Source organism: Microbacterium maritypicum (assembly GCF_041529975.1).
Lineage (GTDB): Bacteria > Actinomycetota > Actinomycetes > Actinomycetales > Microbacteriaceae > Microbacterium.
In genome coordinates this window covers 1,255,069-1,268,355 of record NZ_CP168030.1, presented here as the reverse complement: position 1 = coordinate 1,268,355, position 13,287 = coordinate 1,255,069, and the positions used below count along the sequence as shown (strand labels likewise).

Here is a 13,287-nt window from a genome sequence, read left to right as displayed (position 1 = left end):
CGCGGTCTGTCCTGCGATCAGTTCTTGCGGAGGGTGAGCGGATCGACGAAGGCGCCCTTCGAGAAGAAGCTCACGCCCTCCCCGAGCACCCACTTGGAGTCGGCGGCGATGGTGGGCACCCAGTCCGCGCGCTCGACCACGGAGGCCTCGGCCTCGATCCAGAGCGGGCAGGAGTCCAGTCCGCCGACCTGCGACGCCTCGCCCTGCTTCTGCGCGTAGACGGGGTTGTTGATCGCACCGAAGTTCGGGCCCTCGGGAGCCGCCGGGCCGACGAAGAACGGACGGAAGCCGGTGGGCTGCGACGCTCCCATGGAGACGAAGCTGACGCTCCATCCGGTGCCGGAGTACAGCACGTCCACGGCCTGAGCCGGTCCGCGGTTGTCGAGTTCGACCTTCACGCCGAGGTCCTTCCAGGCGCTGGAGACGAGCTCGGATGCGGCGGAGGTGAACTCCATCTGCAGCAGCTGCACGCTCAGCGGCACGCCGTCCTTGGCGTAGATCCCGTCGTCGCCCTTCGCGTAACCGGCTTCTTCGAGCGTGGCGGATGCCGCCTCGATGCCGCCGGTGGGGATGACGTCGGCGATCGCCTTCTGGTCGACGCAGATGTTCGAGGGTGCGCGCAGGAAGTCGGCCACGTAGCCGAGCCCCTGGGTCTGCACCTGGGTGAGCTCCTCGAAATCGAGGGCCTGGGCGAGCGCACGACGCACGGCTTCGTCCTGCGTCGGGTAGCCGTCGCGCTCGTTGAACATCATCATCGTGACGCCGGTGTCGGCCACCTGCTCGGTGAAGCCCGACTCGCCCTCCAGCCGCGCGAGCTGATCGACCTGCAGCAGCGCGGTGTCGGCGTCGCCGCCCAGGAGCAGGTTCACCTGGGTGTTGAGGTCTTCGACGATGTTCAGGTTGACGGTCTTCGGGAGGTCCTTGACCGAGAACCCTTCCGGGCCCCAGGCGTAGTCGTCGTTGCGGGTGAGGGTGATGTGCGAGCCGGTGACGAACTCGTCGACGACGTAGGGGCCGGTGCCGTCGGAGCCGGTGGTGAGCACCGACGGGTCTTCCAGCGCCGAGTCGCACACGATCCCCAGCTGGGTGAACGAGGGCTCTGCACCCAGGAACGGCATGCCGACCGTGAGGGCGACGTCGACCGTGCGGGCGGTGTCGTCGTACTCGACGGTGAAGTCGGAGGAGCCGAAGAAGTTGTTCACGAGCGGGGCGTTGGTCTCCGGGTCCTTCCACCGCTCGAAGTTGCGGGCGACGGTGCCGGCGGTGATCTCGCTACCGTCGGCGCACATCGCGCCCTCCTTGATGACGAAGGAGGCAGACATCGGCGTGAAGTCCCACGACTCCGCGAGTCCGGGAATGGCCTCGCCGGTCTTCGGGTCTTCCCGGACGAGCGCCTCGTAGATGAGCCAGGTGGCCTGGCGTCCGCCGGTGCTGAACGCGAGTGCCGGGTCGATGCTGTTGACCGTGTCCGGGAGCAGCATGGTGAGCTTCGAGCTGTCACCACCGCCGCCGGATTCGCCGGGGATGGCGGGGGTGCACGCGGTGAGCGCCATTGCCAGGGCCAGGCCGGCCCCCACCGCAGCGGGGACGAGGCGCGGGGACTTCGGGGTAGTGCGCAAGGGTCCTCCAGGGTTCGGGGCGAGCGTCGTCGCCTTCGACAGTTTGTTGGGCGCTATTCAACACCATGACGAAGAACGTTCATGTAACAACTGTGTTACGGCGGTGATAACTCGCCCGAATACCCCGTGATTCCGGGAGAGAGCAGATCAGCCTCCTATCCGGGCCGGGCAAGAATTCATTGCAAATTTCTACAATCTGTGCCAAATTCCAGGTACCCAGAACTGTGGAGGGACCATGACGGATACCGCACCGCCGACGTCGGACACGACATCGCGCATCCCCGCGTTCACCGATGAGGAGCGGGCGCATGCCGCCACGATCGTCGACATCGTGGGTCCGATCATCGTGCCGCTGGCCCGCGCGCTCGCTCCTCGCACCGAGGTGCTGCTGCACGACCTCACCAAGATGCCCGGCACGATCGCCGCGATCGGCGGCAACATCACCGGGCGCGGCATCGGCGGCCCGGCCACCGATCTGGGCCTGCGCACGTTCTCCTCGGGGTGGAACGAGCACCTCATCGGCTACCGGACCGAGACGAACGACGGGTTGCCGATGCGCTCGTCCAGCATCTTCTTCCACGCCGCCAGTGGTCGACCCGTCGCCTGCCTGTGCCTGAACACCGACGTGAGCGAAGTGGTGCGCGCGCAGGAGCTGCTGCGCAGCCTGAGCGCCATCACGACCATCGATCCGTCGCTGCGATCCGAGACGATGACCGCCGAGAAGTTCCCCGCCTCCGTCGAGGATCTCGCGCAGGGGATCCTCGCCGAGGCCGTCACCGAGACCGGCATCCCCGTCGAGGCCATGAAGAAGCGGCACAAGGTGGAGGTGGTCCGGCAGCTGCGCGATCGCGGCTTCTTCACCATGCGCGAGGCCGTGCCGATCGCCGCCCAGAACCTCGGGGTCGGTCGGCACACCATCTACAACTATCTGAACGAGATCGAGGAATCCGCGGACGCCTCGAACGAAGAGGAATAGGGATTCGTGGACGAACGACGCGTCATCCGCTCCGCCACCTGCAACGGACGCCCGATCGACTACGCGATGAGCCTCGAGCAGATCCCGCTGCGCACGGCCGACGGCACCCAGGTCGGCACGCTGTCGGCGTTCTCGTACATCGCCGAGACCGACGCCGAGACCCGTCGGCACCGCCCCGTGCTGTTCCTCACCAATGGCGGCCCCGGCGCCGCGTCCAGCTACCTGCATCTCAGCGGCATCGGCCCGTTCCGCGCCCAGATCCCCGCCGACCTGGAGTCGGGTGTCCGCGCTCCCTACGGCATCGAGGAGAGCCCGTCGTCGCTGCTGGATACCGCGGATCTGGTGTTCATCGACGCTCCGGGGACGGGGTTCGGCACGGTGGCGGAGGGCGCAGACCTCACGCCCTTCTTCTCCATGGAGGGCGATGCCGAGGCGTTCGCCCGGGCCATCACCGAGTGGGTGGGCCGGCATCGACGCTGGGATTCTCCGAAGTACTTCCTCGGCGAGAGCTACGGCACCCACCGGGCCGCGTTCCTCGCGTCGAGCACACACGGCATGTCGACGGTGCCGTTGGACGGCATCGCGCTGCTGGGCCAGGCGGTCAACATCCAAGAGACGGCCGAGCGACCCGGCAACGTGCCCGGCGCCCTGGCGAACGTGCCGTACAAGGCCGCGGTCGCCTGGTACCACGGAGCAGGATCGCGCGAGCACGAGTCCGTCGAGGATGCCATCCACGCCGCGCTCGACTACGCCTGGGGCGACCTCGCCACCGCCATGCTGCAGGGGACGTCACTGCCCGGCGCCGAGCTGCAGGCCGAGGCCGCCCGCCTGTCCGGCATGATCGGGATCCCCGCAGAGGAACTGGTCCGGTCTCGCCTCTGGATCTCCAAGACCGACTTCCGCACGCGACTGCTTCGAGATCGCGGGCTCGAGGTCGGCGTGAACGACAGCCGCTACACCTCCCCCGCGACCGATCCCGGCTTCGGCGAGCTCGGACTCGACGCGGCCGGCACGCACCTCTCCCCTCGCTACACCGCGGCGTTCGCGCAGCTCTTCGAGGAGCTCTTCGACGACACCCCCGGCATCCCCTATCTCGTCCACGACGTGAACGCCGCCAGGGAATGGGAATGGGCGGATCAGGGCGGCGCCCTGTTCATGTCGATGGGCAAGCCGTCGCCGTTCCACACCTACCCGTACCCGGCACGCCTCAGCCGATGGATGAAGCAGATGCCATCGGGGCGCCTGTTCATCGGCACCGGGATCTACGATTCCCTCACCACCATCGGCTCGGCGGACCACCTTCTTCGCCAGTGGGACCTGCCGCGGGATCGCGTGGTCTCGCACTGGTACGACGGCGGTCACATGATGTACAGCGAGAGGGACACGGTCGTGAAGCTCAACGCCGACCTGCGTGACTTCGTGACGGGCGGCCACGAATGACCGGGGCCGCACGCAGAGCGCGCATCGGCGGCGCCGAGATCGAGTACCGCGGCGCCGTCGGGGAGATCGACGTCTCCGACGGCGAAGACGGCCCCGGTGCGCGCTACGTCTTCACCGAGTACATCCGCACCGACCTGACCGACGATGAACGCGCCGCGCGCCCCGTGCTGTTCGCGTTCAACGGCGGCCCCGGCTCGTCATCGGTGTGGCTGCACCTGGGCCTCGGACCTCGACGGGTGGCCGACGCCGACACGCTGCATCCGCGCATGGCTCCGCCGTTCGCCCTCATCGACAACGAGGAATCGCCGCTCGACGTCGCCGACCTGGTGTTCATCGATCCGCCCGGCACCGGCTACAGCAGGATCCACCCGGACGCCGATCGCGAACGTTTCCACGGCGTGGAGCAGGATGCCCGCGCGACTCTGGAGTTCATCGGTCGCTGGGTGCGTCGGAACGGCCGGGAGCAGTCGCCGCGCTTCGTGATGGGCGAGAGCTACGGCACGCATCGCGCGGCGCGCATGTCGCGTCTCGCGAACGGCGGCCCGATGCGCGGAGGCACCACGAGGGCGACCTCGCTGAACGGCGCGATCGTGCTCGGGCCGGCGTTCGGACTCGGCGAACCCGCCTGGAACGGAGATGTGCGCGCGGCCTTGGAGTTCCCCACGCTCGTGCGCACCGCCCGCCAGCACGGCGCTGCCGCCGATCTCTCCGATGACGATGTCTCGGATTTCGCCCGCACCGAACTGCTCCCGGCGCTCGTCGCGGGAACGCAGCTGGACGACGCGGAGCGGGAGGCCCTCGCGGCGCGCATGGGCGGGCTGCTCGGACTCCCCGCGCCGGTGCTCATCGAGCACGATCTGCGGATCACCCCGGATGCCTTCGCCCGGCTCGCGTTGCGTGCCGAGGGTCGCCAGCTCGGAATGTACGACAGCCGCTACACGCTCTCCGCACAGGGCGCCGGCTCCGACCCTGTCGCCGACGACCCGGCGATGGGCGCATACGCTCCGCAGTTCACCGGAGCGATCCAGCACTATCTGCGCGAGGAACTCGGATACGCGAGCGACGACGAGTACCGTGCCATCGACTTCCGTCTCGCGATGGGCGGTTGGGACTGGGACGGGCACGACTCACCCCACAGCAACTGCTTCGACGACTTCACCGAGGCGGTGCGTCGCGACGAGCGCTTCGAGCTGATGATCGGCGTGGGCGAGTACGACCTCGTCACGACCAGGGCGGCGACCGAGTTCACCTTCACCCGCTTCCGGTTCGATCGCTCGCGCGTACACCTGAAGGTCTACGGATCCGGCCACATGCCCTATCTCGGAGAGGCACCCCGGGTCGCGCTGGCCACGGACATTCGGGGGTTCGTCGGCGCGGGCGCTGCGAGGTAGCTCGACAGACCCCGACGATGACGCCGCGACTACGCTGAGATGTATGGCAGACGATGTTCGCAACGTGCTCGAAGCCCTCTCCACGATCGACGAGCACTGGCAGCCGCATCGGCTCACCAGCATCAACGACTACGACGTCAAGGTGGTCAAGCTGCAGGGCGAGTTCGTCTGGCACACCCACCCCGACACCGATGAGCTGTTCATGGTCGTCAGCGGTCAGCTGACGATCCAGCTCCGCGACCGCGATGTCGTACTGAACCCGAATGACGTGTTCGTCGTGCCGCGCGGAGTCGAGCACTGCCCGAAGGCGACCGACGAGGTGCACGCGATCCTGTTCGAGCCGAAGGGCACGGTGAACACCGGAGACGCCGGCGGCGACATGACCTCAGACTTGCACGAATTCGACTGAGATCTGTCCGTCGCTCAGACCCTCGGCCACTCGCTGGTCAGATAGGCCTCGACGGCGCGGTGCCGGAAGCTGTATGGCTTGCCCCTGTCGATGACGCCGCGCACGGTGTCCAGGCGTTGGGCGGTGGGGCCCACCTCGGTCACTTTCGAGAACCCCATCGCCCCGGCGATGCGGGTGGCTGTGCGCTCCGGGGCAGGCAGCTCTGACATCACCTGGAGGAACTGGCGCTCTCGGGCGGGGAGTCGTTCGAGGATCCGTTCCACGTGCGCGGTCGCTTCCCGTGGGAGCGACACTGAGGTCGCTCCGGCTCAGCTGTCCTGCTCTTCGGCGATGACGGTTCCGGACTCGTCGGTCACGGTGAAGCCCCCGTGCGTGCCTTCGAGAACGCGGTTGATCGTGGTGCCGTCGTGCGGGAAGGTGGAGCACGCCTTGCCCGAGAAGTCGAAAGCCGCCTCGCCCTCACCGTGATAGACGGCGGTGACGTCGTAGCAGGTCTCCACGAACGTGCGCCCCTCGACATCGAGGATGCTCGTCGACGACGGGGAGAGCGCGATCTGCGAGACCCGCGCGGCGTCGTCCCGCACGAGGGGCGTCGTGAACGGGGTCACCGTCAGCCCGCCGGTCGAGCCGTTGTCGTTCCACTCGGACAGATAGCCCGCACGCCAGTCCTCGCCGATGAGGTCAGTGCTCTCGATCCATGCGGAGTAATCGTCGGCCGACAGCTCGATCGCCGGTCCGTCCAGGAAGTCGCCGACGACCCACTCCGCGCTCATCCGCTGCGACATCTCGATGGCCTCCGCGTCGAGAGCGGGTGCCTCGTCGCTCCATGTGATGCCGGTCTCAGATGCCCAGGTGCCGGCGCGGACATCCTCGAGGGGCGTGAATTCCACCTGAGCGAGATCGACCTCGAGATGGCAGTAGCCTCCCCGCTCGTCTGTGACGACCTCGGATGCCGCGGCAGCGCCGAGAGCGGACTCGTCCACGTCGCAGCCGGCCCCGGCGGGATCCGTGGTCGGCTTCTCCTGCACATCAGCGGACGGCGCGCACGCTGCGGCGAGGAAGGTGATGGCGGCGAGGGACACGCTCACAACGGCGGCGCGGCGAAAAGTCGTCATGCCCCGAAGCCTATTGGAGCGCGACGCCGCGACTCCGCATCCTCGCGCTCAGACCACGAGTGCCAGTACCGCGAGCACGATCGCTGCGACCGACGAGAGCGAGCGCACGCCGTTCAGCGCGTTCCAGCGCCGTTCGAACGCCGCGCGCGCAGCCGTCGACGATGACGTCGAGCCGTCCAGGGCATTGTTCAACGGGACGTTGCCTGCACCTGTGACGACGATGACCCCGACGAAGAAGACGACGCCCGACGCGACCAGCATCCATCCGCGCGGGTCATCCAGATCGAGGAGCCCCGCCCACACGAGCGGGACCGGCGGCAGGAAGATCGGCAGCAGGAACAGCGGGTTCACGACAGCGCGGTTGATCGACCTCATCGACGAGACGAAGGTCTCGTCGTCGGTACGCCCCAGCCCCGGCATCACCCCCGTCGAGAACGACCAGAACGTTCCGCCTCCGAGCGCGAGAAGGACGAGACCGAGGGCGGCGAGGATGTCGGAGAGGTCCACGTCCTGCAATCTACACACCGCGCGGCGGCGTGTGACCCGCGGCCGCACGATGAGCGCGCACCCGGCCGCGTGACGCGCATGCCGGGGCCGGGCACCAGCGCCGACGGCCGGATGGATTGAAGAGCGCTTTCAGCTCCCGCGCGAGCCGGTGTGCCCTGTCAGTTCTTGGGGAGGGCGAGGGCCGCGATGAGCGCGTTCGTGAGCACCGCGCTCATCGTGCGGGCCACGGCCTCAGCCGCGGCCGCGGCACCCCAGTCGCCGCGCTCCATCGCCTTGGCGCGCGTGTAGACGTCGCCGCTCCACGGGATCTCTCTGTGGAACTGCGGCAGGGTTCCGCTCGCGGACAGGAGGGCGATGCTCGCGGCGGTGCGGATGTCGGGTGTCTCGCCGTCGGTCAGCACGGAGCGCACCCGCTCGATCAACACGGCACGTCGGTCGCTTCCCAGGGCGAGCTTCGTCGTCGGGAAGATTCCGAGCGATCTGCCGTGTTCCCTGGTGAGATCGCCGCGCTCCACGAGGCGGTCGAGCACCGGTGCACGGAGGTTCGGACCGCTCGCCGCGAGCACCGTCTGCGCATCGCGCGGCTTCCGTTCGATGTACTCGAGCCCGGGCACGAGCAGCTCGTCGGGCGCGGCGTGAGCGTCGAGCGCGTGGATGCGGCTCGTGAGCGCTCCCTCGTTGCGCACCTCGATCCGCTCCTGAAGCGCCAGGTCGCCCAGAGCAGCGCCGCCGAGCACGTAGAAGAGGATGTTCTCCCCGGCGATCGAGCCCGAATCGGGCTGGAAGAGCAGAAGCAGCACGTCTTCGACGAGCAGGGGCTCGCCGAGGTGCGGGTCGGGCGAATCGTTCGTGGAGCGGGCGTCGGGCTGGTCCGTCATCGTCTCTCTCCTTCTTCGGGTGCGGCATCTTCGGGTGCAGCGTCGTCGGCTGCAGCGTCGTCGCTCGGTGCGGCGTTCGACCCGAACGCCTGCTCCCTGGCGAGCCCGGATGCTCGGCCGAGCACGTCGAGTTGTGCCTCGTTGTACAGCCCACCGACGGTCTCCAGGAAAGCCTGCGCCGTGACGCGCGGCCCCTTCGACAGATGCTCGGTCGGCTCGCTGAGCCATGGGTAGTCGGTGAGGTGCTGCGCGATCACCGGCGCGAACATCTCTGCCACGCGCTGACGCGTCTGGTCATCCGCCTCCACCGTGAGCGCTTCGAACTCTGCACTGCCGTCGTCGGATTCCGTCTCGACCATCGTGCGCAGATCCGCCATCGCCTCCGTGTCGTACAGCTGCTCGTAGACGAGCATGAGCGACCGCTCGGTGGTCGACAGTCTCCCCGCGACGTCCTCGAACCCGGCAGGCAGGTCGGTCGTCGATGCTCCGTCGACGATGGCGCGGATCTCGGCCCGTGCCCGCTGCAGCCGCTCGATGCTCGCGGCGAGGTCGGCATCAATCGCGAGCAGCGCCTCTTTCGTGGTGTCCCCCGCAGAGCCGACGGACTCGATCTGGGCCAACGGGACGCCGAGGTCGCGAAGCCGCCGGATCTGCAGCAGCCGGACAAGATGCCGAGCGCGGTACTGCTTGTAGCCGTTCGACATCCGCTCCGGTTCCTCGAGCAGGCCGGAGCGGTGGTAATGACGCACCGTGTTCACGGTCGTCCCCGCGAGCTCGGCGAGTTCACTCGTACTCCAGGGCATCCGTCCATCCTTCTGTCGGCACGCAGGGCCGGGGTCTCGGTCGTGGCGCTCAGCACCATTCAAGACCCTGTTCTCGGAACAGGGTCAAGACCCGACGTCGATCTGCCGAGGTCGCTTGACCCTGTGCGGGGAACAGGGTCTGTACTTCTTCCCATGCCCCGCGCCGGCTTCCGGCCGCGCCTGAAGAGAAAGAGACACCGCCATGGTGGACAACCCGTACGAGTGGCTGCAGAGTGCCATCGACCAGCTGCCGGAGTTCCTGCAGCCGCTTCTCGTCATGCTGGCGGGTGCGATCCCCTACATCGAGGGTGAAGGCGCCGCCGGCCTCGGCATCCTCGCAGGGATCAACCCGATCGTCGCCGCCGTCGCGGGGGCGGCGGGGAACATCCTGTGCGTCATCGGAGTGGTCTTCCTCGGTGCACGCATGAGAGAGGGCGTCGTGTCGCGGAAAGCAGCCCGCACCGAGGCGATGCGCCTCGAGCCCTCCCTCGTCGGCGGATCTGGCACGGCGCCGGCTCCCGGCGGAACGTCGCCGAGCGACGCGGATCCGGAGAAGCCGTCGCGGAAGACGAAGGGACGGGCCAAGCTCGGTCGCTGGCTGGTGCGCTTCGGCGTTCCGGGGGCGAGCATCCTGGCTCCGCTCGCCCTGCCCACGATGCTGACGGCGGCGTTCTTCGTCGCGTCCGGGGTGAGCAAGCGATGGGTGATCCTGTGGCAGGTCGTCGCGATCGTCTTGTGGACGAGCCTCATCGCGGCCGCGGCAACCGGCGCACTCGCCCTCCTCGGATGGTGATCACTCCGACAGCGAGTGGCCGAGCACGGAGAACGTCGCCATCTGGGCCGCGGTGGCGCTCGCCCCTCGTCTGCTCACCAGCAGACCCACGACCGACTCGGTGACGAGCATCAGCGCGGCGCGCGAGGTGTAGAGGAGCTCGTCGCGGAACGAGTCGTTGATCGGGGCGACGACCAGAGCCACATCGGCCATCTCGGCGACCGGTGAGCGCGGGAACGACGTGATCGCGAGCACCCGGGCGCCGCTCGCCCGGGCGGCCGTCATCACGTCGATCGATGCGCGATTCACCCCCGACCCGGACACGACCAGGCAGGCCGAGCCGGCGCCGAGCTGCGACGCGGTGATCTGCTGGCCGAGGGTGTCCGCCACGTACTCGGCGGGTCGACCGGCCGAGGTCAGGCGCATCGAGAGATCGGCGCCGACCGGCGCAGAGAGACCGTTGGCCGCGACGAGCAGCCGCGTCGCACCGTCGAGCTCGCCAACGAAGGCCGCCAGGGTCTCCTCGGTGACCGCGGAGACGGTGTGCGCCAGGCGGGACGCGAAGCGGTCGACCGCACCACGAAGCGCCCCGAGCATCGTGGCATCGGCCGCGGCATCCTGCGATGGCGCCGAACTCGCCCGCTCGCGCGCGAGCGCCACCCGCAGCTGCGGGTAACCGTCGTAGCCGAGGGTCTGGGCAGTGCGCACCACGGTGGTGCGACCGACCTCGACGGCATCCGCGATCTCCTGCGCCGTGCGCTCGATCGAGATGTCGACATCGGCGGCGATCGCTTCGGCCACACGACGCTCGCTCGGCTGCATCGACGGAGCCAGCATCGCGATGCGCGCCGTCGGCGGCGTCTCAGCGGGTCCCTGCCACATCGGCGCGCTCCTTCTTCGGTTCCACGATCGCCTTGACCCGCGGGCCGCGCATGATCCGGCGGCGGATCGCACCGGAGACCGCATCCATCAGCATCGTCGCGATGACGACCACGATCAGCAGCATCCCGACCGTATCCCACTCGCGGAAGTTCGTGTAGTTCGCGAGCATGCTGCCGATTCCCCCCGCGCCGACGAGTCCGAGCACCGCCGAGGTGCGGATGTTGATCTCGAAACGGTAGAGCGCGAACGACAGCAGCGTCGGGGCCGCCGCGGGCCAGAGCGCCCACCGCGTCACCTGCGCCGTGTTGCCCCCGGCAGCCTTGACGGCCTCGGATGCGCCCTCCTGCACCGACTCGACCGTCTCGTAGACCCACTTGGCCTGCGTGCCGATTCCGGCGATCGCCAGCGCCAGCGCACCCGTGAACGGCGTGAGCCCGGTGACGGTGAGCAGCAGCAGGGCGATGATGACTTCGGGCACGGCGCGGATCACGGCGAACAGTCCGCGCAGCGGCAGACGCACCCAGACGGGTCCGACGTTGTTCGCGGCGAGCATGCCGAGCGGGATCGACACGATCACGCAGCCGATCGCGCCGATCCAGGCCATCGAGATCGACCGCCACGTCTCGAACAGCGCCTGCGGCAGCTTCTCCCAGTTGGGGTCGGCGAACATGAGCGTCAGGTAGTGCGCGATCTGTCCGGGCAGCGATCCGAGGTCGCTCCACGGGATCGGCAGCCCCGCCGCCGCGGCCAGGACCACGACACCGACGATGACGGCGACGACGGTCGGGACGAGACGGGACGGATGCCGGGGCAGCTCGAGCCCGATGCCCCGTGCGGTGGTCGAGAGCGTCATACCAATCGCCTCCGCAGGAAATTCGAGAACACTTCGATCAGCACCACGACGACGAGGATCTCGAGCACGATCACCGCGACGTCGTCGTAGGCGTAGAACGCCCGCCGCTCGTCGAGGAGTCGGCCGATGCCGCCCGCGCCGACGATGCCGAGGATCGCCGAGATGCGCACGTTGAGCTCGAGCGTGTACAGCCACTGGTTCGCGAAGAGCGGCCAGGTCTGCGGCAGCACGACGCTGCGGTTGATCTGCGTCTGGCCGCCGCCGGTGGCGCGTCCGGCCTCGATGACCGGCAGATCTGTGGAGTCGATCGCCTCCGACACGAGCTTGACGATGATGCCGATGTCGAACAGGAGCAGGGTGAGCAGGCCGGGCAGTGCGCCGACGCCGACCATCGCGACCAGGACGGTCGCGTACACGAGGTCGGGGACGGAGCGGATGACGTTGATGACGGTCCGCACCGCGATGCGGGTCGGACTGTTCGGGTTGGTCGGGGCAGCGGCCCACAGCGTCAGCGGCACGGAGATCACCGCGGCCACCGCCGCGCCGACCACGGCCATCTGGAGCGTCTCGAGCATGGGCCCGAACGTGCGCGGCAGGAACGAGAAGTCCGGCTGCAGGAACTGCACGAGCAGCGCGGACCCGTTGTCCCAGTTGCGGATGAGCGCACCGAAGTCCAGCTCAATGCCGCCGATCGCCGGGATGCAGGTGGCGACGGTGAACGCGGCGAACGCCAGGACGACGAGGCTGGTGCGCAGCCTCGACGTGGGCTTGGGTGGCACGACGAGGGGGCGGGCTTCGGTGGTCATGCGCCGAGCACGTCCCTCGGCTGGATCGGACGGCCGTAGATCTGCTCGAAGTCGTGGTCTGCGGCATCCGCTGCCGGCCCGTCGTAGACGACCTCACCGGCCCGCAGGCCGATCATGCGCGTCGTGTACTGACGAGCCAGGTCCATCAGGTGGATGTTGACGAGCACGGTGAGGTGCTCCTCGACGTTGACGCGGCGCAGGTCGTGCATGACCGCGTGCGCGGTGGGCGGGTCGAGGCTGGCGACCGGCTCGTCGGCGAGCATGACGCTCGGCTGCTGCGTCAGAGCCCGGGCGATCGCGACGCGCTGCTTCTGGCCGCCGGAGAGCTGGCCGGCACGGTTCCAGACCTTCTCGAGCATGCCGACCGAGTCGAGTGCGCGCAGGGCGAGCTCGCGATCCTGCGGCGTGCTCAGGCCGAGCACCGTCCGCCAGGTAGGGGTGTGGGCGAACCTGCCGACGAGTACGTTGCGGTAGACGCTGGCCCGATCGGCGAGGTTGAACCCCTGGAAGATCATTCCGATGTGCCCTCGGGTCTCACGCAGGCGTCGTCCGCGCATGCCGGTGACCGCATGCGGGCCGACGGTGACCGTGCCGCTCGTCACCGGCACGAGACCGTTGATCGTGCGGATCAGCGTGGACTTGCCCGAGCCGGAGAGGCCGACCACCGAGACCATCTCGCCGGCGGCGATGTCGAGGGACACACCGCGGAGGGCGCGGGTGCCGTTGGGATAGGTGACCGAGACGTCGTCGAGACGGATCGACCACGACGCGGAGGCCGGGAGCAGGGCTCCGGCCTCCGCGCGCTGCGGATCAGTGTGCATTGTTCTCAGTTCTGC

16 protein-coding genes are annotated in these 13,287 nt (G+C 68.6%); 5 read left to right on the top strand and 11 right to left on the bottom strand.

Annotation, left to right across the window (positions count from 1 at the left end):
- Nucleotides 1–17: 17 nt before the first annotated feature.
- Nucleotides 18–1,619, bottom strand: a complete 1,602-nt coding sequence (locus ACCO44_RS06105; RefSeq protein WP_262001496.1) for an ABC transporter substrate-binding protein — start codon at nucleotides 1,617–1,619, stop codon at nucleotides 18–20.
- A gap of 235 nt (nucleotides 1,620–1,854) precedes the next feature.
- Here ACCO44_RS06105 and ACCO44_RS06100 point away from each other — a divergent pair, with 235 nt between their 5' ends.
- The 4 genes from ACCO44_RS06100 to ACCO44_RS06085 are packed head-to-tail and all read left to right on the top strand — an operon-like array spanning nucleotide 1,855 to nucleotide 5,835.
- A complete protein-coding gene (locus tag ACCO44_RS06100) occupies nucleotides 1,855–2,595 on the top strand; it encodes a transcriptional regulator (protein ID WP_091029785.1) in 741 nt (246 codons plus the stop codon).
- A 6-nt stretch (nucleotides 2,596–2,601) separates the two neighbouring features.
- The gene (locus ACCO44_RS06095) at nucleotides 2,602–4,035 is read left to right on the top strand and encodes a hypothetical protein (RefSeq protein ID WP_372468935.1); all 1,434 of its coding nucleotides are present in this window, start codon (nucleotides 2,602–2,604) and stop codon (nucleotides 4,033–4,035) included.
- Nucleotides 4,032–5,426: a S10 family peptidase gene (locus ACCO44_RS06090; RefSeq protein WP_372468933.1), complete on the top strand. Its 1,395-nt coding sequence runs from the start codon at nucleotides 4,032–4,034 to the stop codon at nucleotides 5,424–5,426. The genes ACCO44_RS06095 and ACCO44_RS06090 overlap by 4 nt, the downstream gene beginning before the upstream one ends.
- A 43-nt stretch (nucleotides 5,427–5,469) precedes the next feature.
- Nucleotides 5,470–5,835, top strand: coding sequence for a cupin domain-containing protein (locus ACCO44_RS06085; protein ID WP_029262391.1), 366 nt, complete (start codon nucleotides 5,470–5,472; stop codon nucleotides 5,833–5,835).
- A gap of 14 nt (nucleotides 5,836–5,849) precedes the next feature.
- Here ACCO44_RS06085 and ACCO44_RS06080 read toward each other — a convergent pair whose 3' ends face one another.
- The 6 genes from ACCO44_RS06080 to ACCO44_RS06055 are packed head-to-tail and all read right to left on the bottom strand — an operon-like array spanning nucleotide 5,850 to nucleotide 9,138.
- On the bottom strand, nucleotides 5,850–6,098 hold the full coding sequence (locus ACCO44_RS06080) for a hypothetical protein (protein WP_372468931.1): 249 nt from the start codon (nucleotides 6,096–6,098) through the stop codon (nucleotides 5,850–5,852).
- A 45-nt stretch (nucleotides 6,099–6,143) separates the two neighbouring features.
- On the bottom strand, nucleotides 6,144–6,950 hold the full coding sequence (locus tag ACCO44_RS06075) for a hypothetical protein (protein WP_372468930.1): 807 nt from the start codon (nucleotides 6,948–6,950) through the stop codon (nucleotides 6,144–6,146).
- Between the two features lie 48 nt (nucleotides 6,951–6,998).
- On the bottom strand, nucleotides 6,999–7,457 hold the full coding sequence (locus ACCO44_RS06070; RefSeq protein WP_372468928.1) for a DUF1772 domain-containing protein: 459 nt from the start codon (nucleotides 7,455–7,457) through the stop codon (nucleotides 6,999–7,001).
- Nucleotides 7,458–7,467: 10 nt separating this feature from the next.
- Nucleotides 7,468–7,590: a CGNR zinc finger domain-containing protein gene (locus ACCO44_RS06065; protein WP_219860820.1), complete on the bottom strand. Its 123-nt coding sequence runs from the start codon at nucleotides 7,588–7,590 to the stop codon at nucleotides 7,468–7,470.
- Nucleotides 7,591–7,615: 25 nt separating this feature from the next.
- Nucleotides 7,616–8,335 (bottom strand): GPP34 family phosphoprotein, encoded by a 720-nt coding sequence (locus ACCO44_RS06060; protein ID WP_372468926.1) that lies wholly within the window; start codon nucleotides 8,333–8,335, stop codon nucleotides 7,616–7,618.
- A complete protein-coding gene (locus ACCO44_RS06055; protein WP_372468924.1) occupies nucleotides 8,332–9,138 on the bottom strand; it encodes a MerR family transcriptional regulator in 807 nt (268 codons plus the stop codon). The genes ACCO44_RS06060 and ACCO44_RS06055 overlap by 4 nt, the downstream gene beginning before the upstream one ends.
- 202 nt (nucleotides 9,139–9,340) lie before the next feature.
- Between ACCO44_RS06055 and ACCO44_RS06050 the strand changes: the two genes are divergently transcribed.
- Complete coding sequence (locus ACCO44_RS06050; protein ID WP_029262397.1) at nucleotides 9,341–9,931, top strand: hypothetical protein; 591 nt, start codon at nucleotides 9,341–9,343, stop codon at nucleotides 9,929–9,931.
- Here the strand turns inward: ACCO44_RS06050 and ACCO44_RS06045 are convergent, their stop codons facing one another.
- From ACCO44_RS06045 to phnC, 4 genes are read right to left on the bottom strand one after another with little or no spacing between them, the layout of a single operon-like run.
- Nucleotides 9,932–10,792 carry a MurR/RpiR family transcriptional regulator gene (locus tag ACCO44_RS06045; RefSeq protein WP_372468922.1) on the bottom strand — a complete coding sequence of 287 codons (861 nt, stop codon included), beginning with the start codon at nucleotides 10,790–10,792 and terminating at the stop codon, nucleotides 9,932–9,934. It lies immediately after the preceding gene.
- Nucleotides 10,773–11,645, bottom strand: a complete 873-nt coding sequence (gene phnE, locus ACCO44_RS06040; RefSeq protein ID WP_372468920.1) for a phosphonate ABC transporter, permease protein PhnE — start codon at nucleotides 11,643–11,645, stop codon at nucleotides 10,773–10,775. Before phnE (ACCO44_RS06040) ends, ACCO44_RS06045 begins: the two co-directional genes overlap by 20 nt.
- Nucleotides 11,642–12,451 (bottom strand): phosphonate ABC transporter, permease protein PhnE, encoded by an 810-nt coding sequence (gene phnE, locus ACCO44_RS06035; protein ID WP_372468918.1) that lies wholly within the window; start codon nucleotides 12,449–12,451, stop codon nucleotides 11,642–11,644. The genes phnE (ACCO44_RS06040) and phnE (ACCO44_RS06035) overlap by 4 nt, the downstream gene beginning before the upstream one ends.
- A complete protein-coding gene (phnC, locus tag ACCO44_RS06030) occupies nucleotides 12,448–13,272 on the bottom strand; it encodes a phosphonate ABC transporter ATP-binding protein (protein ID WP_372468917.1) in 825 nt (274 codons plus the stop codon). Before phnC ends, phnE (ACCO44_RS06035) begins: the two co-directional genes overlap by 4 nt.
- Nucleotides 13,273–13,287 lie beyond the last annotated feature (15 nt).

Bases quoted from the DNA above. Each gene is read 5' to 3' on its own strand.
- ACCO44_RS06055 (WP_372468924.1), bottom strand. From the start codon at position 9,138: ATGCCCTGGAGTACGAGTGAACTCGCCGAGCTCGCGGGGACGACCGTG.
- phnE (WP_372468920.1), bottom strand. From the start codon at position 11,645: ATGACGCTCTCGACCACCGCACGGGGCATCGGGCTCGAGCTGCCCCGG.
- ACCO44_RS06075 (WP_372468930.1), bottom strand. From the start codon at position 6,950: ATGACGACTTTTCGCCGCGCCGCCGTTGTGAGCGTGTCCCTCGCCGCC.
- ACCO44_RS06090 (WP_372468933.1), top strand. From the start codon at position 4,032: ATGACCGGGGCCGCACGCAGAGCGCGCATCGGCGGCGCCGAGATCGAG.
- phnC (WP_372468917.1), bottom strand. From the start codon at position 13,272: ATGCACACTGATCCGCAGCGCGCGGAGGCCGGAGCCCTGCTCCCGGCC.
- ACCO44_RS06045 (WP_372468922.1), bottom strand. From the start codon at position 10,792: ATGTGGCAGGGACCCGCTGAGACGCCGCCGACGGCGCGCATCGCGATG.
- ACCO44_RS06060 (WP_372468926.1), bottom strand. From the start codon at position 8,335: ATGACGGACCAGCCCGACGCCCGCTCCACGAACGATTCGCCCGACCCG.
- ACCO44_RS06085 (WP_029262391.1), top strand. From the start codon at position 5,470: ATGGCAGACGATGTTCGCAACGTGCTCGAAGCCCTCTCCACGATCGAC.
- phnE (WP_372468918.1), bottom strand. From the start codon at position 12,451: ATGACCACCGAAGCCCGCCCCCTCGTCGTGCCACCCAAGCCCACGTCG.
- ACCO44_RS06100 (WP_091029785.1), top strand. From the start codon at position 1,855: ATGACGGATACCGCACCGCCGACGTCGGACACGACATCGCGCATCCCC.
- ACCO44_RS06050 (WP_029262397.1), top strand. From the start codon at position 9,341: ATGGTGGACAACCCGTACGAGTGGCTGCAGAGTGCCATCGACCAGCTG.